At 67.6% G+C, this 21856-nt stretch carries 22 protein-coding genes; 12 read left to right on the forward strand and 10 right to left on the reverse strand.

Translation table 11 applies throughout. The features are described 5' to 3' along the window. The first annotated feature begins 199 nt into the window (after positions 1-199). The 4 genes from QP512_RS02230 to QP512_RS02245 all read left to right on the forward strand — a co-directional run bounded on the left by QP512_RS02230 (position 200) and on the right by QP512_RS02245 (position 4395). A complete protein-coding gene (locus QP512_RS02230) occupies positions 200-1849 on the forward strand; it encodes a M28 family metallopeptidase (RefSeq protein ID WP_286070805.1) in 1650 nt (549 codons plus the stop codon). Positions 1850-2012: 163 nt separating this feature from the next. Beyond that, entirely contained in the window at positions 2013-3272 is a 1260-nt protein-coding gene (locus tag QP512_RS02235) for a histidine kinase (RefSeq protein ID WP_286070806.1), read from the forward strand. Further along, complete coding sequence (locus tag QP512_RS02240) at positions 3262-4032, forward strand: LytTR family DNA-binding domain-containing protein (protein WP_286070807.1); 771 nt, start codon at positions 3262-3264, stop codon at positions 4030-4032. Before QP512_RS02235 ends, QP512_RS02240 begins: the two co-directional genes overlap by 11 nt. An 18-nt stretch (positions 4033-4050) precedes the next feature. Further along, positions 4051-4395, forward strand: a complete 345-nt coding sequence (locus QP512_RS02245) for a hypothetical protein (protein WP_286070808.1) — start codon at positions 4051-4053, stop codon at positions 4393-4395. A gap of 39 nt (positions 4396-4434) precedes the next feature. Here the strand turns inward: QP512_RS02245 and QP512_RS02250 are convergent, their stop codons facing one another. Beyond that, the gene (locus QP512_RS02250; protein ID WP_106549748.1) at positions 4435-5049 is read right to left on the reverse strand and encodes a hypothetical protein; all 615 of its coding nucleotides are present in this window, start codon (positions 5047-5049) and stop codon (positions 4435-4437) included. 309 nt (positions 5050-5358) lie between these two features. On the opposite strand from QP512_RS02250, the gene QP512_RS02255 reads away from it, so the two are divergent. Continuing rightward, positions 5359-6288 carry an oxygenase MpaB family protein gene (locus tag QP512_RS02255; RefSeq protein WP_286070809.1) on the forward strand — a complete coding sequence of 310 codons (930 nt, stop codon included), beginning with the start codon at positions 5359-5361 and terminating at the stop codon, positions 6286-6288. Between the two features lie 171 nt (positions 6289-6459). Here the strand turns inward: QP512_RS02255 and QP512_RS02260 are convergent, their stop codons facing one another. Then, the gene (locus QP512_RS02260; RefSeq protein WP_286070810.1) at positions 6460-8571 is read right to left on the reverse strand and encodes a M13 family metallopeptidase; all 2112 of its coding nucleotides are present in this window, start codon (positions 8569-8571) and stop codon (positions 6460-6462) included. A gap of 176 nt (positions 8572-8747) precedes the next feature. On the opposite strand from QP512_RS02260, the gene QP512_RS02265 reads away from it, so the two are divergent. Continuing rightward, entirely contained in the window at positions 8748-11810 is a 3063-nt protein-coding gene (locus QP512_RS02265; protein ID WP_286070811.1) for an EAL domain-containing protein, read from the forward strand. A gap of 195 nt (positions 11811-12005) precedes the next feature. On the opposite strand, the gene QP512_RS02270 is transcribed toward QP512_RS02265, so the two are convergent. After that, entirely contained in the window at positions 12006-12887 is an 882-nt protein-coding gene (locus QP512_RS02270) for a LysR family transcriptional regulator (RefSeq protein ID WP_286070812.1), read from the reverse strand. 96 nt (positions 12888-12983) lie between these two features. Between QP512_RS02270 and QP512_RS02275 the strand changes: the two genes are divergently transcribed. The 3 genes from QP512_RS02275 (at position 12984) to QP512_RS02285 (ending at position 15984) form a co-directional block, all read left to right on the forward strand. Continuing rightward, entirely contained in the window at positions 12984-13394 is a 411-nt protein-coding gene (locus QP512_RS02275) for a DoxX family protein (RefSeq protein ID WP_286070813.1), read from the forward strand. 31 nt (positions 13395-13425) lie between these two features. Further along, positions 13426-14217 carry a class III extradiol ring-cleavage dioxygenase gene (locus tag QP512_RS02280; RefSeq protein ID WP_286070814.1) on the forward strand — a complete coding sequence of 264 codons (792 nt, stop codon included), beginning with the start codon at positions 13426-13428 and terminating at the stop codon, positions 14215-14217. A gap of 117 nt (positions 14218-14334) precedes the next feature. Then, complete coding sequence (locus QP512_RS02285; RefSeq protein ID WP_049432345.1) at positions 14335-15984, forward strand: Na+/H+ antiporter; 1650 nt, start codon at positions 14335-14337, stop codon at positions 15982-15984. Positions 15985-16068: 84 nt separating this feature from the next. Here the strand turns inward: QP512_RS02285 and QP512_RS02290 are convergent, their stop codons facing one another. Beyond that, positions 16069-16317 carry a DUF3297 family protein gene (locus tag QP512_RS02290; RefSeq protein WP_012509930.1) on the reverse strand — a complete coding sequence of 83 codons (249 nt, stop codon included), beginning with the start codon at positions 16315-16317 and terminating at the stop codon, positions 16069-16071. A 90-nt stretch (positions 16318-16407) separates the two neighbouring features. Between QP512_RS02290 and QP512_RS02295 the strand changes: the two genes are divergently transcribed. Beyond that, positions 16408-16950, forward strand: coding sequence for a hypothetical protein (locus QP512_RS02295; RefSeq protein ID WP_286070815.1), 543 nt, complete (start codon positions 16408-16410; stop codon positions 16948-16950). A gap of 197 nt (positions 16951-17147) precedes the next feature. Here the strand turns inward: QP512_RS02295 and QP512_RS02300 are convergent, their stop codons facing one another. The 5 genes from QP512_RS02300 to msrB form a co-directional block, all read right to left on the reverse strand. Continuing rightward, positions 17148-17423, reverse strand: a complete 276-nt coding sequence (locus QP512_RS02300; protein ID WP_286070816.1) for a DUF4031 domain-containing protein — start codon at positions 17421-17423, stop codon at positions 17148-17150. Positions 17424-17436: 13 nt separating this feature from the next. After that, positions 17437-17931, reverse strand: a complete 495-nt coding sequence (locus QP512_RS02305) for a hypothetical protein (protein WP_286070817.1) — start codon at positions 17929-17931, stop codon at positions 17437-17439. Positions 17932-18026: 95 nt separating this feature from the next. After that, the gene (gene motB, locus QP512_RS02310) at positions 18027-18965 is read right to left on the reverse strand and encodes a flagellar motor protein MotB (protein ID WP_286070818.1); all 939 of its coding nucleotides are present in this window, start codon (positions 18963-18965) and stop codon (positions 18027-18029) included. A 3-nt stretch (positions 18966-18968) separates the two neighbouring features. Continuing rightward, positions 18969-19823 (reverse strand): flagellar motor stator protein MotA, encoded by an 855-nt coding sequence (gene motA / locus QP512_RS02315; protein ID WP_008264562.1) that lies wholly within the window; start codon positions 19821-19823, stop codon positions 18969-18971. Between the two features lie 91 nt (positions 19824-19914). Beyond that, complete coding sequence (gene msrB, locus QP512_RS02320) at positions 19915-20382, reverse strand: peptide-methionine (R)-S-oxide reductase MsrB (RefSeq protein ID WP_286070819.1); 468 nt, start codon at positions 20380-20382, stop codon at positions 19915-19917. A 153-nt stretch (positions 20383-20535) separates the two neighbouring features. Between msrB and QP512_RS02325 the strand changes: the two genes are divergently transcribed. Then, positions 20536-20907 (forward strand): classical arabinogalactan protein 4, encoded by a 372-nt coding sequence (locus QP512_RS02325; protein ID WP_286070820.1) that lies wholly within the window; start codon positions 20536-20538, stop codon positions 20905-20907. Positions 20908-21048: 141 nt separating this feature from the next. Continuing rightward, positions 21049-21195, forward strand: a complete 147-nt coding sequence (locus QP512_RS02330; RefSeq protein ID WP_286070821.1) for a lana protein — start codon at positions 21049-21051, stop codon at positions 21193-21195. Between the two features lie 107 nt (positions 21196-21302). Here the strand turns inward: QP512_RS02330 and QP512_RS02335 are convergent, their stop codons facing one another. Further along, a complete protein-coding gene (locus QP512_RS02335) occupies positions 21303-21782 on the reverse strand; it encodes a winged helix-turn-helix transcriptional regulator (protein ID WP_005407919.1) in 480 nt (159 codons plus the stop codon). Between the last annotated feature and the right edge of the window lie 74 nt (positions 21783-21856).

Genomic DNA, 21856 nt, shown 5'->3' on the forward strand with positions numbered 1-21856 from the left:
ATGGATGCCGCGGCCAAGCCCCCAAGGAAGGGTTCACGGCGTCCCCCGCAACCGGACCCACCCCGCCATCCCACCGAATGCCTGCTTCTACTGTTGCTGTTGCTCCGGCTGTTGCTGTTGCCCTGGCTTCGGCAGGTGCAGGGCGCAGCCCTGCCGAATCCCATTAAACTCCAGAAGGATTTCCCTGCTGGAGAGAGCAATGAAGCGAGTAGCACTGGGCCTGCTGGCCCTGTCAGTGTCGAGCGCACTGATGGCGGCCACCCCGAAATTCGACGGCGCGCGGATCTCCGCCGACGTCAAGGAACTGGCCTCCGACGCCTACGAAGGCCGCTCCCCGGCCACCGCGGGCGAAGAGAAGACCATCGCCTACCTCAGCAAGCAGTTCGCCGAGGCCGGCCTGCAGCCCGGCGGTGACCTCAAGGACGGCAAGCGCCTGTGGACCCAGGCCGTGCCCCTGCGCAAGGGCGACATCGTCGGCGCACCGCAGCTGGCGCTGCACCAGGGCGGCAAGACCCTGCCGCTGGAGCAGGGCAAGCAGATTGCCGTGCGTGCCGCCATGAACGGCGCCAGCAACGTCGACATCAGCAAGGCGCCGCTGGTGTTCCTCGGCTACGGTGTGAAGGCGCCGGAGCGCAACTGGGACGACTTCAAGGGGGTGGACCTGAAGGGCAAGATCGCCGTCGTGCTGATCAACGACCCGGACTTCGAAACCGGCCAGGGCGATTTCGACGGCAAGGGCATGACCTACTACGGCCGTTGGACCTACAAGTACGAGGAAGGCGCACGCCAGGGCGCGCTGGGCGTGCTGATCGTGCACGAGACTGCACCGGCCTCCTATGGCTGGGCCACGGTGGCCGGCTCCAACACCAACACCATGTTCGACGTGGTGCGCGACAACCCGTCCGAGAGCCACCCGCTGCTGGAAGGCTGGATCCAGCGTGACCTGGCGGTGGAGCTGTTCCGCTCGGCCGGCCAGGACTTCGAAGCGCTGAAGAAGAAGGCGCAGCAGCGCGACTTCACCCCGGTGCCGCTGACCGGCGCCAGCCTGGACGCGAAGTATGCGGTGAAGACCGAAGTCATCACCTCGCACAACGTGGCCGCGCGCCTGGAAGGCAGCCGCCATCCGGACGAGACCCTCATCTACAGCGCGCACTGGGACCACATCGGCATGGGTGAGCCGGACGCGCGCGGCGACCGCATCTTCAACGGCGCACTGGACAATGCCAGCGGTACCGCTTCGCTGATCGAGCTTGCCCGCGGCTTCGCCAAGGCCAAGCGCCCCGAGCGTTCGGTGCTGTTCCTGGCGGTCACCGCCGAGGAAAAGGGCCTGCTGGGTTCGGAGTACTACGCCACCCATCCGCTGTACCCGCTGGAAAAGACCGTGGCGGTGATCAACATGGACGGCATGGCGCCGTTCGGCCCGTCGCGTGATTTCGGCATCTACGGTGCCGCGCGCTTCGAGCTGCTGGACCAGCTGAAGGACGTGGCCAAGGGCTGGGACATCCGCTATACCCCGGACCCGAAGCCGGAAGCAGGCCTGTTCTTCCGCTCCGATCACTTCCCGTTCGCCAAGCGTGGCGTGCCGGCGCTGTCCTGGTCGGCCGGCCAGGACTGGGTGGACGGCGGCGTGGCCGCAGGCAAGAAGGCCTCCGAGGACTACACCGCCAAGCGTTACCACCAGCAGGGCGACGAATGGCAGCCGGACTGGGTGTTCGCCGGTGCCGCCCGCGACCTGGAGGTGCTGTACACGCTGGGCAACCAGCTGGCCAACTCGCGCAGCTGGCCGAACTGGAGCAAGGACGAGTCGTTCCGCGCCGTGCGTGACGCCAGCGCCGACCAGCGCAGATGAGGGATTGCGGGGCGCTGCCTCGCCACCCTCCGGTAGCGCCGGGCCATGCCCGGCGTTGCACTGAAGGCTTCCATCCCCGCTTTCCGGCCCTTCGTCGCAACCCGCTTGTTTGCCCGGCGGACCGCCCTATGCTCGGCTCACCCCCTTCCTCCAAGGCGCCGTCGTGTTCGCCAGCCTCTCTCTCCTGATCCGCCACCTGCTGGCCTGGGCCGCCGCGCTTGTTGTTGCCGGCATGGTCTGGAGCGGCATCTTCAGCGGCATGAACGATGGCCCCGGCTGGGTGTTCGGCCTGCTGGCGATGTTCCTGATGATCTCCGCGCTGGGCAGCGCGATCACCCATATACGCCGGGTCTGGCTGGTGGCTGGCCGGCTGGATTCGACCACGCTGTCAGGGCGCCAGCGCCGCCAGGTGGAACTGCCGATGGACGCCGGCCAGGCCTACGCCGTGGTGGAAGCGGCAATTGCCGAACTTCCGCGCGTGGAGGATGTGGAAAGCTCGGCCGGCAGCCTGCAGGTGCGCGCCTACGTGCGCCGGGTCGATCTCTGGAATGGCCGCCAGCCCTCGCGCTGGAACCTGCCGGCGCGGCTGGCGATCAAGCGCAACAGCGTGCTGGCCACGGTCACGCCGGGGCAGGGCACCAGCACTGTCACGCTGTTGTTCGAACCAGACGCTGGCTGGTGGGCCGATCTGCTCGCGCTGGACGAGGGCAGCAACTTCGAGAACGCCGAAGCGGTGACCCGCGCGATCAGCCGCCGCGTGGCCGACCAGCGCCGCGACGAACAGGCCGCGGCCGAACAGACCCAGGTGGAGAAGGAACTGTCGGTCGCGCGCTTGAACCTGCTGCATGCGCAGGTGGAACCGCACTTCCTCTACAACACGCTGGCCAACGCGCAGGTGTTGACCCGCACCGATCCAGCGCGCGCCGAACAGATGCTTGGCCACCTGATCCAGTACCTGCGCAGCTCGCTGCCGCAGGTGGATGAGTCGGTGTCGACGCTGGGCGTGGAGCTGGAACGCACGCGCGCCTACCTGGAGATCCTGCGTATCCGCATGGGTGCGCGGCTGGCGGTGGAGGTGCAGGTGCCCAACGAACTGCAGGGCGTGCACCTGCCGGCGATGGCGCTGCAGACGCTGGTGGAGAACGCGATCAAGCACGGCCTGGAACCCAAGCCCGGCGGCGGCACGATCTGGATCCTGGCGCGCGGCTTCGATGACCATGTGACGGTGACCGTGGCCGACGACGGCCTCGGCTTCGGCCAGGGCACCAGCGGTACCGGTATCGGCCTGAAGAACCTGCGCGAACGTTTGCGCCTGACCTGTGGCGAGCAGGCCGGCGTGGCGATCGTTGCCAACTTCCCCAGCGGCGTGGCCGCGACCATGACCCTGCCGCAGTCGAACAAGGAGCGCAGCCATGCCGCTTGAAGCCCTCATTGCCGAAGACGAGGAACTGCTGCGGCAGTCACTGGTGGAGCAGCTGCGCCGGTTGTGGCCGGAGCTGAAGCTGGTGGCCGAGTGCGAGGACGGCGCCAGCGCGCTGGAGCAGCTGGCCGAGAAGCAGCCGGATATTGCCTTCCTGGATATCCGCATGCCAGGTATCAGCGGCATTGAAGTCGCACGCTCGCTGTCCGAGTTGAGCCCACGCACTCAAGTGGTGTTCGTGACCGCCTACGACCAGTACGCCATCGATGCGTTCGAGCAGGGCGCGATGGATTACCTGCTGAAGCCGGTCAGCGACGAGCGCCTGCTGGCCACGCGTGAGCGCATCCTCTCGCGGTTGCCTTCAACGCGCCAGGACGATGCCGTGCTTGAGCGCCTGTTGCAGCGGCTGGGCCCATCGCCGGGGGCCGCGGAGCGCCCACCGCTGGCCTGGATCACCGCCAGCAACGGCCGCGAGACGCAGCTGATCATGCTGGAGGACGTGGCCTACTTCCGCGCCGACAACAAGTACACCACCGTGGTGACGGCCGCGGGTGAGAGCCTGCTGCGCACGCCGTTGCGTGAGTTGCTGGACGTGCTCGATCCGCAGCACTTCCGCCAGATCCACCGCTCGACCATCGTCAACATGAAATCGGTGGCGGCGGTGAGCCGCGACGATACCGGCCGCGGTGTGCTGCGGCTGCGTGGACGCACGGAGACGCTGGTGGTCAGCCAACCGTTCATGAGCCTGTTCCGCGGCATGTAGCCGCAACCCGGAGGCACCATGCGCCTGTTCCTGCTTGCCTGCATCGCGGCGTTGCCGCTGGCCGGCTGCGACAAATCCAGCACTACCTCGATCACCCGCACCCGTGCCAACGGCATGGACACGCTGTACAGCAAGGGCAGCGTGGTCGACGGCGAGGCACGGTTCCAGTGCATCGCCAGCAGTAGTGGCCAATGCCACTATCTGGTGCTGGACCCGGCGTGCAGTACCGACGCCGCGTGTGCGACGCCACCGTTGCGCCGGTTCGCCGTGGCGGTGGGGACGACCGAGGCGATGCGTGACCTGCCCAGCGGCTTCCGCCAGTGTGTCAGCCAGGACCCGATAGAACACTGCCACCGTGAGTGATCACGGTGGCAGTCTGGGTCCCCCCGCTTTCCCGAAGGGTCAGTAGGCAGGTTGCAGCGTCAGGTCGTGGTGGTGTTCGTTCTCGCCGACATGGTTGAGGCGGCCGACCAGCTCGGAGTGCTGCTTCATGCGCCCGATCTCAGTCATGATGCGGATGTCCTCGTGGCGCAGTTCGCGCTTGGCGGTGACCGCCTGCTTGTAGTCCAGCACTTCCGGGTAGTGCTCGGCCAGGTCCAGCGCCTCGGCTACGTGTTCGACGCTGTCGGCCTTGGAACTGATGCGCGCGCGGCTGTTGAAGGCCTTCATCCAGCGCTCGAAACCGGCGGTTCGGTCGAACATGTTGGCCATGAACCAGATCACGAACAGGATGGAGATCCACGAACCGAACACCACGACCACGCGGGTGAAGGTGATGTGGTAGTCGTCGCGCCACAGGTAGTTGGTGATCAGGCCGAGGATCAACAGTGAGGCCGCCTGCCAGCCGACGATCGAGGCGATCAGCCACTGGCACTTGGCCTGGGCCAGCACGGCCACTTCATCGCGGATCTGCTGCTCGCTGAGGTTGCGCCAGTGCGCGACCTGTTTGTCGAACGGGCTGCTGTAGAGCTCGTTGTCGCGAAGCAGTAGTCCCAAACCCTTGAACAAAGCAATCATGGCTGGCTCCTTGTGGAACGTGCGTCGATCAGCATTGGACGGTGTGGCGGGTCCAGTTCTAGCACTTCCAGCGAGCCGTGCAATGGGCGCAATGCCAAGCGGGGTAAGGCTTTTGTCTGAATGGGTGAATGTTGCTGCAGCGCAGCATCGCGGTTGCAGCCTGCGACAGGATGTCGCAGGGTGAAATGTGCTGCGGCCGCACATGAAACGGGCGCTGAGCGCGGAGACTCGCCGCCGGCGTCGTGATCGCCCAGAATCGGGGGCGACCGCGCAACGCGCGGCCGTACTTCCGCCTTTCCTGGACCTGTGATGCCCGCTCTGCTGCAGCGACTTTCCCGCCCCGTCACCGCGCCGATCCGGCGCTGGGTGCTGGAGGCCTTCCCGCGTGGCCAGAGCGGCATCGATTACGACCAGCCGGTGGGTGATCCGGGCTGGTTCGGCCCCGACAGCGTCACCTGGCGGCTGCATGCCGAATTCCCCTCGATGCTGGCCGGCGGGCTGTGCGCGCTGATGCTGCAGACCCTGCACCCGCGTGCGCTGGCCGGGGTCTACGACCACTCCAACTTCCGCCAGGACCTGGTGGGTCGCCTGCGCCGCACCACCGCCTTCGTCGCCGGCACCAGCTATGCGCCCAGCGGCGAGGTGGAAGCGCTGGTGGCCAAGGTGCGTCGCATCCATGCGCAGATCCGCGGCCAGACCGCGCAGGGCGAGCCCTACGCCGCCGATGATCCGCAACTGCTGACCTGGGTGCATGTGACCGAAGCGTTTGGTTTCCTGCAGGGCTTCCGCCGCTACGGGCGCGAGGTGCCGGCGTACATCGCCGATCGCTACTACGACGAGTACCGCCGGGTGGCCGAGGCGCTGGGCGCGGTGGATGTGCCGCGCAGTGAAGCCGAGGTGGCGGCGTATTTCTGTGCACGGCAGCCGGAACTGCGCGTGGACGAGCGCTCACGCGACGTGCTGGAGGTGCTGTCCGGCGTCCGCCTGCCGGTACCGGTGCCGGGGCTCTCGCGCGAGGTGTTCCTTGGCGCCGGTGCGGCGCTGCTGCCGGACTGGGCCGAGGGCATGCTGGAACGCACTGGCCGCCAGCGTGCGCAGGCGGCAGCGTCGGCGAAGCTGATGCAGGGCATGGCGCCGCTGTTCCGTCGCGCATTGCCCGATGGCCTGGCCAGCCGCGCCTGCGCGCGCATGGGCGTGCCGGTGGAGATCCTGCGGGCGTGGCCCGCCGTTGCAAGGTAGGTGCCAACCGTGGTTGGTACGGGTTGCGCGATAGAGCTTCATCCGCGCCGTGCGTGGATTCCCAGCCTGTGCCGACCAAGGTCGGCACCCACCAGAGCGGTGCATGTGCCGACCAAGGTTGGCCGCCACCTGAAATGAAACGGGCGCCTTGCGGCGCCCGTTCCGGTTACATCACCACACCTTGACCCGCTTGTCCGGGGCCAGGTACAGCTTCTGGCCTTCCTTCACCTCGAACGCCGGGTACCAGGCGTCGATGTTGCGCACGGTCAGCGCGCGGAACTGGCCCGGTGCATGCACATCGGTCAGCAGCGAGTTGCGCAGCGCCTGCTCGCGGCTCTTGCTGCGCCAGGCCTGGGCGAAGCCGAGGAAGAAGCGCTGGTCCGGGGTGAAACCTTCCAGGGTCTGGCCCGGCTTGCCCTGCAGCGACAGCTGGTAGGCGTCGTAGGCGGTACCCAGGCCGGCCACGTCGGCGATGTTCTCGCCCAGGGTCAGCTTGCCGTTCACATGCACGCCCGGGAACGGTTCGTAGCTGCTGAACTGCGCGGCCAGCGCATCACCGGCGGCGTTGAACTGCTTCAGGTCCTCGGCGGTCCACCAGTTGTGCAGCTTGCCGGTTTCATCGAACAGTGCACCGGCGTTGTCGAAGCCGTGGCTGATCTCGTGGCCGATCACCGCGCCGATCGCACCGTAGTTCACCGCGTCGTCGGCGGCACCGTCGAAGAACGGCGGCTGCAGGATCGCGGCCGGGAACACCAGGCGGTTTTCCAGTGGCACGTTCATCGCATTGATGGTCTGCGGCAGCATCGCCCACTCGCTGTGGTCGACCGGCTTGCCCAGCTTGGCGATGCTGCGCTGGTATTCGAACAGTTCGGCGCGCTGTGCATTGCCCAGCGCGTCATCGCGGCGGATCTCCAGGCCGGTGTAGTCGCGCCACTTCTCCGGGTAGCCCATGCCCACGGTCAGGCCGGCGACCTTGGCCTTGGCATGCGCCTTGGTCTGCGGCGACATCCACGACAGTGCATCGATGCGCTTGGCGAAGGCGGCGATGATGTTCTTCGCCATCTCGTCCGCGCGCTCCTTGGTCTTCGCGTCGAAGTGCTTCTCGACGTAGCGCTTGCCGATGGCTTCACCCACCGCATGGTTGGCATCATCCACGGCGCGCTTCCAGCGGTCGCTCTGCTGCGGCGTGCCGCTCAGCGCGGTGCCATGGAAGGCGAAGCGGGCATCGGCGAACTTCTTCGGCAGGTAGGCGGCGGCACGGTCCAGCGCGTGGAAGGCCAGGTAGTCCTTCCACACGTCCAACGGTTCGGTGGCGACCAGCTTGGACAGGCCGGCCACAGCCTTGGGCTGCCACACGATGAAGTCCTGCTGGTTGCCCAGCGCAGCCGCATCGAGGAAGGCGTTCCAGTCCATGCCCGGTGCCTTGGCAGTGAAGTCGGCCTGGGTCCATGGGTTGGCACCCTTGGTCACGTCGTTGGTCTCTTCCTGGGTGGCGTGCGCCTGCGCGATCTTGGTCTCCAGCGCCAGGATGCGCTGGGCCTTGCCGGCCGGGTCGGCCACGCCGGCCAGCTGCAGCATCTGTGCGATATAGGCCTGGTACTGCTTGCGCAGCTCGGCCATGCGGCCATCGCCCAGGTAGAAGTCGCGGTCGGGCATGCCCAGGCCACCCTGCACCAGGTAGGGCGCGGTGCGGTCCGGCTGCAGCATGTCCACCGACACCCACAGGCCGAACAGGCGGTCGGTGTAGAAGTTGGTCGCGTTGAGCAGATCGACGTCGGCGCGCACGTCGCCGCCGAGCGCACGGGCCAGGCCCGCCTTGTCGGCGATCGCATCGATGGCCTTCAGCTGCGGCTGCACCGGCGCGATGCCGTGCTGCTCGATGCCGGCTTCGTCCATGTAAGCGGCGTAGTAGTCGCCGATCAGCTTGTCGTCACCGCTGGCCTGCGCGTTGCCGGCAGCGCCTTCGAGGATGGCGCGGGTGTCGGCCAGGGTCTTTTCGGCAATGACGTTGAAGCTGCCGAAGCGCGAACGGTCGGCCGGAATCTCGGTGTTCTTCACCCAGGTGCCGTTGGCGAAGCCGAAGAAGTCATCGCCGGCGGCGATGCTGCGGTCCATGCCGCTGGCATCGAAACCGAAGCTGCCCAGCATCGGCTTTGCCGCAGCGGGGGCCGCCTCGGCGGGCTTGGCGGTGCCAGCGGCCTGATCGGCCGGACGGTCGCAGGCAGCCAGGGACAGGCTGGCAACGATGGCCAGTGCCAGGGTGGGACGGCGCAGCTTGGACATGGACTTCTCTTGCAGCGGAAAACCCCAAGTCTAATCCGCGCCGGCCGGCCTGGTCGTTCCGTTGTGCCACCTGTCCTGTGCAGGATCTGGCTGAACGCGCCGAAGCGATCTTCACGCCGTCACCGGGGTGGTGCATGCTGGGCGCTGGAGCCCTGCGCGGACACGGGGAGGTGGCCATGCAGGACGGGGTCAGGCGTCAAGAATGGCGTCCGCCGGCCGTTGAGGTCGGGGACGTGGAGGATTCGTTCGCGCATGAAGCCAGCCGACTGCACAAGGAAGACCGACCGATGCCCGCGCTGAAACGGGCGTTGGCCCGGCCGCTGCGCGCCATCACCTGGGGCGGCGTGCTGCTGGGCGTGTTGCTGGTGGCCGGGTTGGCCACCATGCTGGTCAACGACCATCAGCGCCGGCTGGAAGCCGCGCAACGGCAGAGCCGGGCGCTGGCGGTGGGCAGTGAGCGGCTGCTGGCGATGGAGCTGCGCAACCTGGAGCGGGCGATGTCGGGCGTTGCCGCCGATGCCGCCGAACTGTTCCGCAGCGTGCCGGCACAGGCGCCGGCACTGCTGGATGCCGCCATCGGTGGCGTGCTGCGCCGCCACGCTGAGCTGCACAGCATCGTGGTGCTGGACAGCCACGGGCGCGCGCTGACTGCCGGCCGCGGCGACCTGCAGCTGCCGCTGTGGACCGACCCGCTGCGCAGGGGGCAGGGCAGCGCGCTGTACATCGGGCCGCCGCAGCGTGCCAGCGACGGCGGCTGGGTGGTGCCGCTGGCGTTGCCGATGGTGGGTGAGCGCTGGCTGTTGGCACGGCTGCGCTGCGGCGAACTGCAGCGCATCGCGGGCGGCCTGGATGTCGGCCCCAATGGGCTCGTCTCGATCAGTGATGCCGAGGGGTACATGCTGGCGCGCGTGCCCGATCCGCATGGCACGGTAGGCCGTCGCTACGATCTGCCACGGCGCGATCTGCTCGGCACGCAGGCCGTGGTCGAGCTGGGCAGCCTGCCCGGCGTGGTCGATGGCGTGCCGCGCATCACGACCATCAGTACGCTCGACCGCAGCCCGCTGGCGGTACAGATCGGCCTGGCCGACGAGGACGTCCTTGCGCCGTGGTGGCCTTACCTGCAGGCGTCGGTGGTGATTGTGCTGGCCTACATCGCGGTGCTGCTCGTGCTGCTGTATGCGGTGCGCCGCACGACCCGCCGCCAGCAATCGATGGCCGAAGAACTGAAGGCCGGCCATGCCGAGCTGCGCCTGGCCCATCAGGTCGGGCGTGTCTGCACCTGGTACGTGGACGAGGATGCCGCGCTGCTGCGCTGGTCCCCCCTGGCACGCGAGATCTTCGGTGTGCAGACCGATGCGCTGCCGGTAGCCGACTTCTTCGCCCGCGTGCATCGCGATGATGCCGCACGCCTGCAGCAGGCCTTTGACCAGGCCTTCGCCGGTGGTGCGGTGCTCGACCAGGTGTTCCGCCTGGTGCTGCCCGGTGGTGACGTGCGCTGGGTGGGTGCGCGCGGACAGCGGGTGGAGGTGGCCGACAGTGAACGACGCATGATCGGCGCGTTGACCGACCTGAGCGAGCGCTACCAGGCGCGCGAGCAGATGAGCGAAGTGGAGCGCCGCTTCCGCCTGCTGTTCGACCGCAACCCGGCGCCGTTCTGGGTGTTCGACCCGGACACGTTGCGCTTCATCGAGGTCAATGACGCGGCGGTGCGCCAGTACGGCTACAGCCGCGAGGAATTCCTGGCGATGAGCATCCTCGACATCCGCCCACGCGAAGGCTGGGACGAGGTGAAGGGAGCGATCGCCAGGGCCCGCGTGGGTGAGCTGCAGGACGCGGCGGTGCGCCTGCACCGGCGCAAGGACGGCAGCGTGTTCGAAGTGCGCGCGCACCTGTCCAAGCTCGATTTCGATGGCCAGCCGGCCTGCCTGGTGCTGGCCGAGGATGTCAGCGAAAGGCTGGCCTACGAGCGCGACCTGGCCTACCAGGCGCGGCACAACCCCGCCACCGGCCTGCTCAACGTACGTGCGTTGACCGAACAGCTGGATGAGCAGGAACAGGGCTACACCATCGCCTTCGTGCAGCTGCGTGGCCTGCAGCTGGTAGCCGATACGCTGGGCCGCGAGATCGGTGATGCGGTGCTTCAGTCGATGGCGACCCGCTTGGGCGGGTTGGGCGCACGCTGCGGCACGCTGGCCTTCCAGCCGGCGGAGGACTTCGTGTTCGCCATCGGTGCCGAGCACGATACCCAGCGCGTGCTGGACGACCTGCTGCAGATCGTGTCGGCGCCAATGCGCGGCAAGGATTCACTGCACCAGTTCGAGCCACGCATCGGCGTGGCAGTGCACATCGCCGGTGACGGCCACAGCGCCGAGCAGGTGATCGGCATGGCCGCGCAGGCGGCGCATGCGGCGCGCGCCGAGGGCAACGTCGTGGTGTGGTTCGACGCGGCGGTGACCACGCGGCTGGCCGACCGGCTGCGCCTGGCCGGGCGCATCCATGCGGCCATCGACAACGAGTTCCAGCTGTACTTCCAACCGATCCGGCATGCCAGCGATGGCAGTCCGGCGGCGCTGGAGGCGCTGCTGCGCTGGCCGCAGGCCGACGGCAGCTTCATTCCGCCCAACGAGTTCATCCAGCTGTGCGAGGAGACCGGGCTGATTCTTGCGCTGGGCCGGTGGGTGATCCACGCGGCAGCGAAGGCGCAGCGGCGGCTGGTCGAGGCTGGCTGGGGCGAGCTGCCGATTGCGGTGAACGTGTCGGCGGTGCAGTTCTTCAACAGCGATCTGGTGGCCGAGTTCACCCGCGCCCAGCAGGAGTTCGGGTTGGCCCGTGGCGCGCTGCATGTGGAGCTGACCGAGAGCAGCCTGATGCGCAAACCGGCGCAGGCGATGCAGACCATGCAGCGCCTGCACGAGCAGGGCATCAGCGTGTCGCTGGATGATTTCGGCACTGGCTATTCCAGCATGTCCTACCTGCAGCACCTGCCGCTGGACATCCTCAAGATCGATCGCAGCTTCGTGGCGGACGTGGAAACCAATCCGCGCAATGCCTCGATCTGCCGCGCGCTGTTGTCACTGGGCCACAGCATGGGGCTGACCATCATCGCCGAGGGCGTGGAGACACCGGGGCAACTGGACTGGCTGGCCGCGCACGGCTGTGACCAGGTGCAGGGCTACCTGCTGGGGCGGCCGGCACCGCTGGAGCGGATCATCGATGCGCTGGACGAGGTGGCGGCCTAGGCCGGGCTCCGGAGAAGGAGTCGGCGACGTGTAGAGTCGACTGCTCTTGTTGGTTCACTGCTCTTGGCGTTTGGCAGAAAAACGCGCGCGACGCGCGGGAGTCGACTGACAGTCGACTCTACCGGGCCATATCCGCAGGAAACGTCGGCGCATCCATGCGCCGGTAGCGCTGGACCATACCCTGCGGACGCACCCTTACACCCCGGTTTCGATCAGGTGATCGATGAAACTGCGCACCTTCGGTGCCAGGTGGCTGCGGCTGGTGTAGACGGCGAAGATGCCGATCGGCGCCGCCTCCCAGTCAGGCAGGAGGCGCACCAGGCGGCCATCGGCCAGTGCATCCTGCAGAAGGAAATCCGGCTGCAGGATCACCCCCATGCCGGCAATCGCCGCTTCGCGCAGCACGTCGCCGTTGTTGGCGTGCAGCAGGCTGCTCACCGCCACCTTCACTTCGCCGCCGGGCCCCTGCAGCGGCCAGTGGTCACCGGCGGCCCAGTAGCTGTAGCTCAGGCAGGCGTGCGCCTGAAGCTCCTGCGGTGTCTGTGGCGTGCCATGCGCGGCCAGGTAGGAAGGTGCGGCGCACAGGCTCACCCGCGATTCACCCAGGCGGCGCGCGATCAGTGCCGGGCTCGGCTCACGGGTGATGCGGATGGCCACGTCGTAGCCTTCCTCGACCATGTCCACCAGCCGGTCGGACAGCGCCAGATCCAGCTCCACCTGCGGGAAGCGCTGCCGGTAGCTGGCCAGCAATGGTCCCATCCGGGCGATGCCCCAGCTGACCGGTGCGTTGATGCGCAGGGTGCCGGAGGGCTCCAGCGCCTGGGCGCCGGTGCTGGCCTCCAGCGCGTCGAACTCGGCCAGCAGGCGCACGCACTGGGCGTAGTAGGCTGCGCCCGCACTGGTCGGGCTGACCCGGCGCGTGGTGCGGTGGAGCAGGCGGGTGGACAGGCGTTTTTCCAGCGCGGCGACCTGGCGGGTAACGCCGGCCGTGGACATGTCCAAGGCCTGGGCGGCGGCGCTGAAGCCGTTGCGCTCGACCACCGCCACGAACACACGCATCGCCTCGAGGGTGTCCATTGTTGCGACTTTTGAAATAAACACGGTCAAGCGATCGTATTTATCGGCTCGTGAAGGCGCAATAACCTGTACCCATTCCTTCCGAGGTGCTTCCCCATGCACACCACGACTGCTCCTGTTTCGCCGCTGGCGCCGTATGGCGCCACCCTGCTGCGCCTGGCCCTGGGCGTGCTGTTCCTGGTCCACGCGCTGACCAAGCTGCTGGTGTTCACCCCGGCCGGTACGGCAGCGTTCTTCGAGTCGCTGGGGCTGCCCGGCGTGCTCGGCTACCTCACCATCGGCGTCGAACTGGCGATCACCGCCGCGCTGCTGCTGGGTATCTACGCGCGCTGGATCGGCCTGGCCGGTGTGCCGCTGCTGCTGGGCACCATCGTCACCGTGCACGGCGCCAATGGCTTCAGCTTCGCCAACGCCGGCGGTGGCTGGGAATACCCGGCCTTCTGGGCGCTGGCGCTGGTGGTGCTGTTCCTGGTCGGCGATGGCAAGTGGACCCTGCGTTCGCGCTGATCGCCGCCTGATCCTTCAACTGGAGAATTCCATGTCCCGCCTGCCTTCGTTGTACATCTCGCATGGTTCGCCGATGACCGCCCTGCATCCGGGCCAGGTCGGCGTGCGCCTGGCCGAGCTGGCCCGCGATCTGCCGACTCCGCGCGCCATCGTGATGGCCTCGGCGCACTGGCTGGGCCGGCAGCCGCTGGTCGGCGCGCATCCGCAGCCGCCGACCATCCACGATTTCGGCGGTTTCCCGCGCGCGCTGTTCGAACTGCAGTACCCGGCGCCGGGTGATCCGGCGCTGGCCGAAGACGTGGCTGGCCGCATCGCCGCCGCCGGCCTGCCGGTGGCCCTCGATCCGCAGCGCGGCCTCGACCACGGCGCGTGGGTGCCGCTGCGGCTGCTGCGCCCGCAGGCCGATATCCCGGTGGTGCCGGTGTCCATCCAGCCGCTGCTCGGCCCCGAGCATCAGTTCGCGCTGGGTCGCGCGCTGGCGCCGCTGCGCGAGCAGGGCGTGCTGCTGGTCGGCTCGGGCAGCATTACCCACAACCTGCACGACTGGGGCGACTACCAGGACGGCAAGGAAGCGCCGTACGTGCGGCCCTTCATCGAGTGGGTGGAGCAGCGCCTGGCCGCTGATGACCGCCAGGCACTGTTCGACTATCGCCGGCAGGCCCCGTTCGCCGAGCGCGCGCACCCGACCGACGAGCACCTGCTGCCGCTGTTCTTCGCGATGGGCGCGGCGGGCGAGGGCGGCTTCGATGCACGTCGCGTCGATGCCGGCATCGACGCCGGTTTCCTGGCCATGGACCTGTACCGCTTCGATGGGGCGGCATGAGCCGGGGCTGACGCCGGGCCATCCCCGTCGTCGCGCCTGCAGTCGCATGTGGTAATTTTTTCCGGGTTTCCGGCGCTGGCTTCCGAGCCTCCCCCCGCGCCGCTTCCTGGAAGAAGCATGCATACCATCGAAGTCGTCCTGGCGATGCTGGTAGCCGTTGTCGCCAGCGGCTACCTGGTTCGCGTCCTCCCCTTCTCGTTGCCGCTGCCGCTGGTGCAGATCGGACTGGGCGCGGTGATCGCCGGGGTGTTCAACCGCGGCCACGCGCTCGAGCCGGAAGTGTTCTTCCTGCTGTTCCTGCCGCCGCTGCTGTTCCTTGATGGCTGGCGCATTCCCAAGCAGGGCCTGTTCCGCGACAAGGGCGCGATCCTCGAGCTGGCGTTCGGCCTGGTGGTGTTCACCGTCATCGGCGCCGGCTTCCTGATCCACTGGCTGATTCCGGTGATGCCGCTGGCGGTGTGCTTCGCACTGGCGGCGATCGTGTCGCCCACCGATCCGGTGGCAGTCGGTGCGATCGCCTCCAAGGCGCCGATCCCCAAGCGCCTGATGCACATCCTGGAAGGCGAGTCGCTGCTCAACGATGCATCGGGCCTGGTCTGCTTCCGCTTCGCAGTGGCGGCGGTGATGACCGGCACCTTCTCGCTGGCCACGGCATCGCTGACCTTCGTGTGGGTGGCGGTGGCCGGTCTGGCGGTGGGCGTGGCGGTCACTTTGGGTGTGTCCACGTTCCAGCGCTGGCTGTGGCGCCGCTTCGGTGAAGAGCCCGGCGCGGCGATGCTGGTCAACCTGCTCATTCCGTTCGCGGCCTACCTGCTGGCCGAAGAGATCCATGCCTCGGGCATTCTCGCCGCGGTCGCCGCCGGCATCGCGATGAGCTACGTGGAGCTGACCGGCCGCGTCTCCGGCAGCATGCGCGTGCAGCGCGCCGGGGTCTGGAACATGCTGCAGTTCAGCTTCAACGGCATCATGTTCGTGCTGCTGGGCGAGCAGCTGCCGGGCATCGTCGAACGCGCCACCACCACCATGAACGAGAGCGGCCACCAGAGTGCGTGGTGGCTGCTGGTGTACGTGGTGGTGATCAACCTGGCGCTGATCACGCTGCGCCTGCTGTGGGTGTGGCTGTCGCTGCGCTGGAACCTGCTGCGCGCGCGGCGCCGTGGCCTGGAGCGCGGCGAGGCGCCGAACTGGCGCATCGTGGTGGCGACCTCGGTGGCCGGGGTACGCGGTGCGATCACCCTGGCCGGTGTGTTGACCCTGCCGCTGTTCCTGCCCGATGGCAGTGCGTTCCCGGCGCGTGATCTGGTGATCTTCCTGGCCGCGTCGGTGATCCTGTTCTCGCTGCTGGGGGCCAGCATCGCGCTGCCGCAGCTGCTGAAGGGCCTGCAGCTGCCGGCCGATTCGGGTGAACGCAAGGAAGAGGACCTGGCACGCCGGCTGTCGTCGAAGGCCGCGCTGGCCGGGGTCGAGCGCATGCGCCAGCAGCTGGTGATGAACCAGAACACCGAGAACGTGCAGCTGTACAACGACGCTGCGTCACGGGTGAGCCTGCTGTACCAGCGCCACCTGGAGCGCGACAGTGATGGGCCCGACGTGGACCCGGAGAAGGTACGGCGCATGGAAATGGGCTACCGCCAGCTGCGCAGCGCCGGCCTCAATGCCGAACGCGAGGAACTGTTCCGGTTGACCCGGCGCGGGGTGATCTCCGATGAGATCTCGCGGCGCCTGATCCGCAACCTGGACCTGCTGGAATCGCGCAAGCGCGAGTGATGCTGCGGTCGGGCGGCGTCGATCGGGGTCAGATCCCTTTCCGCAGGAAAGGGGTCTGCCCCCAGGATCATGCGGGAGCCGCGCTTATTCCGGCTTCGTTTCCAGGAAATACGCCTCGACCTTGCCCTTGACCTTGATGGTCATCGGGTTGCCGCGGCGGTCGCGGGCCTTGCCGGCCTGCACGCGGATCCAGCCTTCGCTGACCGAGTATTCCTCGACGTTGTCGCGCTCGACGTCGTTGAAACGCACGCCGACGCCGCGCTCCAGCGCCTGCGCATCATGGAAGGGGCTGGCCGGGTTGATCGCCAGGTGGTCGGGAGGGGTATCGCTCATCGCTTCATTCACAGTGACGGCCACCAAGGCCGGCTTCAGCGGCACAGGATAAACCGTAGAATGCCGGCCTGCCCCAGAGGAAGTTCCGCCATGCCTGACAACAGCGACTATTTCGACTTCGAGGAAGACATCCACGACTTCGACGAAGATGGCTTCGAGGCGCGGGTCTGGAACCTGCTGGTGCTGATCAACCCGGGCGACGAAGAGCTGGCCCTGCAGCAGTTCAACCGCTGGCGCGAGCACCTGTCCGAGGACGGGCAGCCGCTGGAAGCGGACAGCGACTGGCTGCCGGCCCTGTTCACGGCCATTGCCTGGCAGTCCGGTTTCGAGGTGGAGCGTGATGACCTGGAATCGCTGCAGTCGGCGGTGAACGAGCTGTCGGCGCGCTTCAACCTGCAGCTGGACTGGGGTGGTGACCTGGACGACGAGGACTTCGCCGAAGACCTGGACGGCGTGCAGCTGATGTCCACCGCCTTCGACCGCCTGCGCGAGCACAACTACACGCTGTGGAGCGTGGATGCCGGCAGCGACGGCTTCAGCGGCGTGATGGCATTGACCCGCGACGACGACGCGATGCTGGCGCTGTGCTCGCTGTTGAACGTGGAAATCCGGCTGGGCAGCGACCCGTTCTGAGGGATGGGGTGATCCGCCGGGGACGATCTGCTGGGGGCGGCCCGACGGGACGACCCGACGGGACCACCCGACGGGGTAGAGTCGACTGTTAGTCGACTGCTCTTCCATCCGGCCGCGAAAACCCCGCGCTGCGCGCGATAGTCGACTAACAGTCGACTCTACCCAGTCGACTCGACCCAGCCGTCACTTGGCGCCGCCTACGGCCGGTACTGCGCCCGGGCGTTGGCGATCACCGCTTTGACCAGGTCGCGGTCGGCGTGCCGGGAAATAGCCCGTGCACCGAGCGCGATCGCCTGTGCGCGCAGCTCGGCAGTGACATCGTAGTGCGCACCGCTGGCCTTGTTCTGGAAGGCCCGCAGTGGAATGCCGAGCTGCGCCGCCATGGCGTGCAGCTCGGGCAGGGTGTCGGCCATCAGGTGCGCCCAGCGCTGTCCGCGCCAGGCATGCACCGCGTCATCGACGTAGACCGTCACCGCCGCGGCCGGTTCAGGCCTGCGGCTTGCTGTCGCTGTCGGCGGCCGGGGCGGCCTCGGCGTCGGCAGCAGCGGCTTCGGCCACGTCGCCCTCGGCGGCTGCGTCGTCCTCGCCGTCGGCGGCTTCGACGCCTTCGAACTCGGCGACCAGCTTGTCCAGGTACTCGTCAGCGGTCTGGCCGGACTCTTCGGCCAGGGTGTCCAGCAGCTTCTGCAGAAGCTCGGAGTATTCCAGGTTGACCTTGCGGCCTTCCTTCTCCTGCACGTTGGCCAGGTGCTTGAGCATGGCCAGCATCGGCACGGGGTTCTCGGCGTTGCCCATGGTCTGGCCGCCGATGGCCAGCAGCCACTCACGGCCCTGCAGGCCGATGGCCGCGACCACCTGGCCGTCTTCGCTGGTCAGCACGGCATGGTTCTGCACCTGCTGCTGGGCGTTCAGACGGAGGAACGGGCGCTTGCCCTGCTGCTTCTTGCGCTTGTCGCGCTTGGCCTTGGAGTTCTGGGACATGAGGTCGGGTCACCTGGAAACGGAAAGACGGCCATTGTAGCGGGTGCGCCGGGTGATGCCCCTGGTGGGTGCGGACCCTGGTCCGCACGCACGGTCTACTTTGCCTCACCCTGCGCGGCCTGTACGTCCGGATCGGCGGTGGGCGCCGACAGCCCCACCTGCGGGCCGGCGCCGGCCAGGGCGGCCGCTTCGGCGGCCTGGGTCATCACCACGATGCTGATGCGGCGGTTGATCGGGTTCTGCGGGTCGGCCTTGTCGAACAGCACCGACGAGGACAGGCCCACCACGCGGGTGATCTTGCCGTCGTCCAGGCCGCCGTCGATCAGCGCGCGCCGCGCGGCGTTGGCACGGTCAGCGCTCAGCTCCCAGTTGCCGTAGCCGTGTGCGGCCGAATACGCGGTGATATCGGTGTGGCCGGTCAGGCTGATCCGGTTCGGCACATGGTTCAGGTAATTGGCCAGTTCGTGCAGGATCTGCTGGGTGTACGGCTTCAGCGTGGCGCTGCCGAGGTCGAACATCGGCCGGTTCTGCTTGTCCACGATCTGGATGCGCAGGCCTTCCGGGGTCAGGTCCAGCAGCAGCTGGTCCTTGAACGGCTCCAGCGCCTGGCTCTTGCTGATCGCTTCCTGCAGCTCCTTCATCAGCTGCTCCAGCTGCTGCTTGTCGCGCTGCTGCTGGTCCACCGGCTGCGGCACCGCTTCCTTCTGGTTCTGGAAGGGGTCGTTGCTGTTGCCGCGCGAGATGTCGGTGGCACCGCCCAGCTTGATCATCGAGGTACTGGCACCGCCGGGGCCGGCCATCCCGGGTGCCGGCGTGGCGCTCTGCCCGCTCAACGGGCTGGGATTGCGGAAGTACTCGGAAATGGCGGCGCGGTCGTTCTTGTTGGTGGTGGCCATCAGCCACAGCACCAGGAAGAACGCCATCATCGCGGTCACGAAGTCGGCATAGGCGACCTTCCACGAGCCGCCGTGGTGGGCGGCGTGGCCGGCCTTCTTGACCCGGCGGACGATGACGGTGGGCTTGGTCTCGGCCATGGCTTACTTGACCGTCTTCAGGTGCTGCTCGAAATCGGAGAAGGCCGGGCGCACGTTCGACGGCAGCGTCTTGCGGGCGAACTCCAGCGCGATCTTCGGGTTGTAGCCGCGCAGGCAGGCCAGCAGGGCGGTCTTCACCGACTCGTAGATGCGGCTGTCCTGTTCGGCGCGGGCTTCCATCGCCGCCGCCATCGGGCCGACGAAGCCGTAGCCCAGCAGGATGCCGAGGAAGGTGCCGACCAGCGCACCGGCGACGTGGCCACCGACCTCGACGATGTCGCCGCCGATCGAGCCCATGGTGATGACGATGCCCAGCACCGCCGCCACGATGCCGAAACCGGGCAATCCGTCGGCGACCTTGGTCAGCACCTGCGACGGCGCCATGGCTTCGGCGTGGTGCTTTTCCAGCTCCAGTTCCAGCAGCGGCTCCAGCTCGTGCGGCTCGATGTTGCTGCCGATCATCAGGCGCAGGCAGTCGGTGATGAAGTCGATCAGGTGGTGATCGGCCTGCACCTTGGGGTAGTTGCCGAACAGCGCGCTCTCGGCCGGGCGCTCGACATGGTCTTCCAGCGCCATGAAGCCTTCGCGCCGCGCCTTGTTGAGCAGTTCGTAAAGCAGGCTGAGCACATCGATGTAGTCCTGCTGCTTGTAGCGCGGGCCCTTGAACACGCCCACCATCGCCTGCAGGGTCTGCTTGACCGTCTTGGCCGGGGTGCCGACCAGGAACGCACCCAGCGCGGCACCGCCGATGATGACCAGTTCGTAGGGCTGCCACAGCGCTCCCAACCGGCCATGTGCGCCGAGGTAGCCGCCCAGCACGCTGATGATGACGACCAGGAATCCAACGATGATGAGCATGGCGCGACGCAAGGAGCGGGGATATCTCCTTGTCGGCCCATCACCTGGTTTTCTGAAGAGGGAATTCTGTGAAATCGGTCAGCGGGGCATTTCAGCCCGCCACGCCGCTTTCGGCGCCGCCACGCTGCAACGGGTCAGGCCACGGTTCGCCGTTGCCGATGAACGAAAGTGAGACCGAGTTCAGGCAGTGGCGCTCGTAGGTAGGCGGCGGGCCGTCCGGGAACACGTGGCCCAGATGGCTGCCGCAGCGCGCGCAGGTGATCTCGGTGCGGACCATGCCGTGGCTGGTATCGCGGATCTCGCGCACATGCGCCGGGTCGAACGGGGCAAAGAAGCTGGGCCAGCCGGTGCCGGAATCGAATTTGGTGCTGGAGCGGAACAGCGGCAACGCGCACAGCCGGCAGCAGTAGACGCCCTCACGCTTGTTGTCGAGGAACACGCCACAGAATGGTGCCTCGGTGCCGTGCTGCAGCAGCACGCGGCGCTCTTCGCTGCTGAGGCCGGCGACCAGCGCCTCGGTCTGGGTGGCAGTGGGGGGCGTCAGGTCGAAGGCAGTCATGGCGGCGCTCCGTGGGGTCGATGGCCTGGGGATGCGAGCAGACGTGGGGGTGGCGGCGGCACCTTGCAAGTGTGATGGCCGTTGGTGATGGCCGTTCATGGCCGGCACACGGGGGCAGGCGCATGGTGAAGCCGATCCACGCTGGAGCGTGCCATGAAACCAACCCTTCCCTTGCTGTTGAGCGCCCTGCTGCCCGCGCTGGCGCTGGCCCAGGTGCCGACTGCCGACCCGACCGCCACCCGCAGCAGCACCACCGTGGCGCCCGCACCGGTGCCACCGCCGCCACAGGCCGCCCGCCCGCAGCCGCAGGTGCTGCCCTCGCCGCAGCCGGCGCAGCCGATCAAGTCCACCGGCCCGGCCCAGGTTGCGCCGATGGCGGTGCCGAAGCCGGCCGACAAGGTCTACGACCGCAACGGGCGCATCCTTCCCGGGGTGCGCCCGGCCGGCCCCAACCGTGTGTTCGATTCGCGCACCGGCCGTTACTACGACAGCGTGCCGCAGGGCGACGGGCAGCAGGTCCGGTAGCGCCGGGCGGTGTAGCTGAACTGTGGAAAACAGCATCCCGGCGCTCACTGCTTTTTCGCCTGCGATTAACCGATCCGGGACCACTTTGGCCGTGCGCCGGCATTCCGCCGCCGCTTCTCCTTTGTCCATTGGATCGCGATCATGAAAAACCAGCAGAACCGTCATCCCGGCAAGGAACCGCAGGGCCGCAACCCGCAGCAGCAACAGCAGCAGATGGATCAGCAGCAGCCGCACAAGAGCGGCAAGCAGCAGGAACAGCGTTCGCAGAAGCACCCGCAGCAGCGCTGACGGATCTGGGGTCAGAGCTCTCGCTACGGGATCTGACCCCGTGCAGCACCCTGACCGGGGTCGGATCCCGCACAGCGGGCTCTGACCCCCCCCCCCCGCAAGCCGGCTCAATCCGGAATGGGCAGGCTCAGCGTCTCCTTCACCTCTTCCATCACGATGTAGCTCTTCGACTCACGTACGTGCGGCAGCGTCAGCAGCGTGCTGCCGAGCAGCTTGCGGTAGGAGGCCATCTCGCTGATCCGTGCCTTCAGCAGGTAATCGAAGTCGCCTGACACCAGGTGGCACTCCAGCACGTTGGGAAGCTTCAGCGCGGCGCGACGGAACTCTTCGAAGATGTCGCCGGACTTGTAGGCCAGGCTGATCTCCACGAACACCAGTAGGCTGGCTTTCACCGCCGCAGGGTCCAGGTGGGCGTGATAGCCGGTGATTACCCCTTCGCGTTCCAGCCGGCGCACGCGCTCGGTGCATGGGGTGGTCGACAGGCCGACCCGCTCACCCAGCTCGGTGAAGGAAATACGGCCCTCGGCCTGCAGGATGCGCAGGATCTTGCGGTCGATCTTGTCCAGTTCGCGGGTACGGGTGGCCATCGCCGTCAACCTTGGGGAATGAATTGCAGGAGAACATCCTGCCGGTTGATTTCAAATCAGGCAAATCAACTGGT

Source organism: Stenotrophomonas sp. 57 (assembly GCF_030291075.1).
GTDB lineage: Bacteria > Pseudomonadota > Gammaproteobacteria > Xanthomonadales > Xanthomonadaceae > Stenotrophomonas.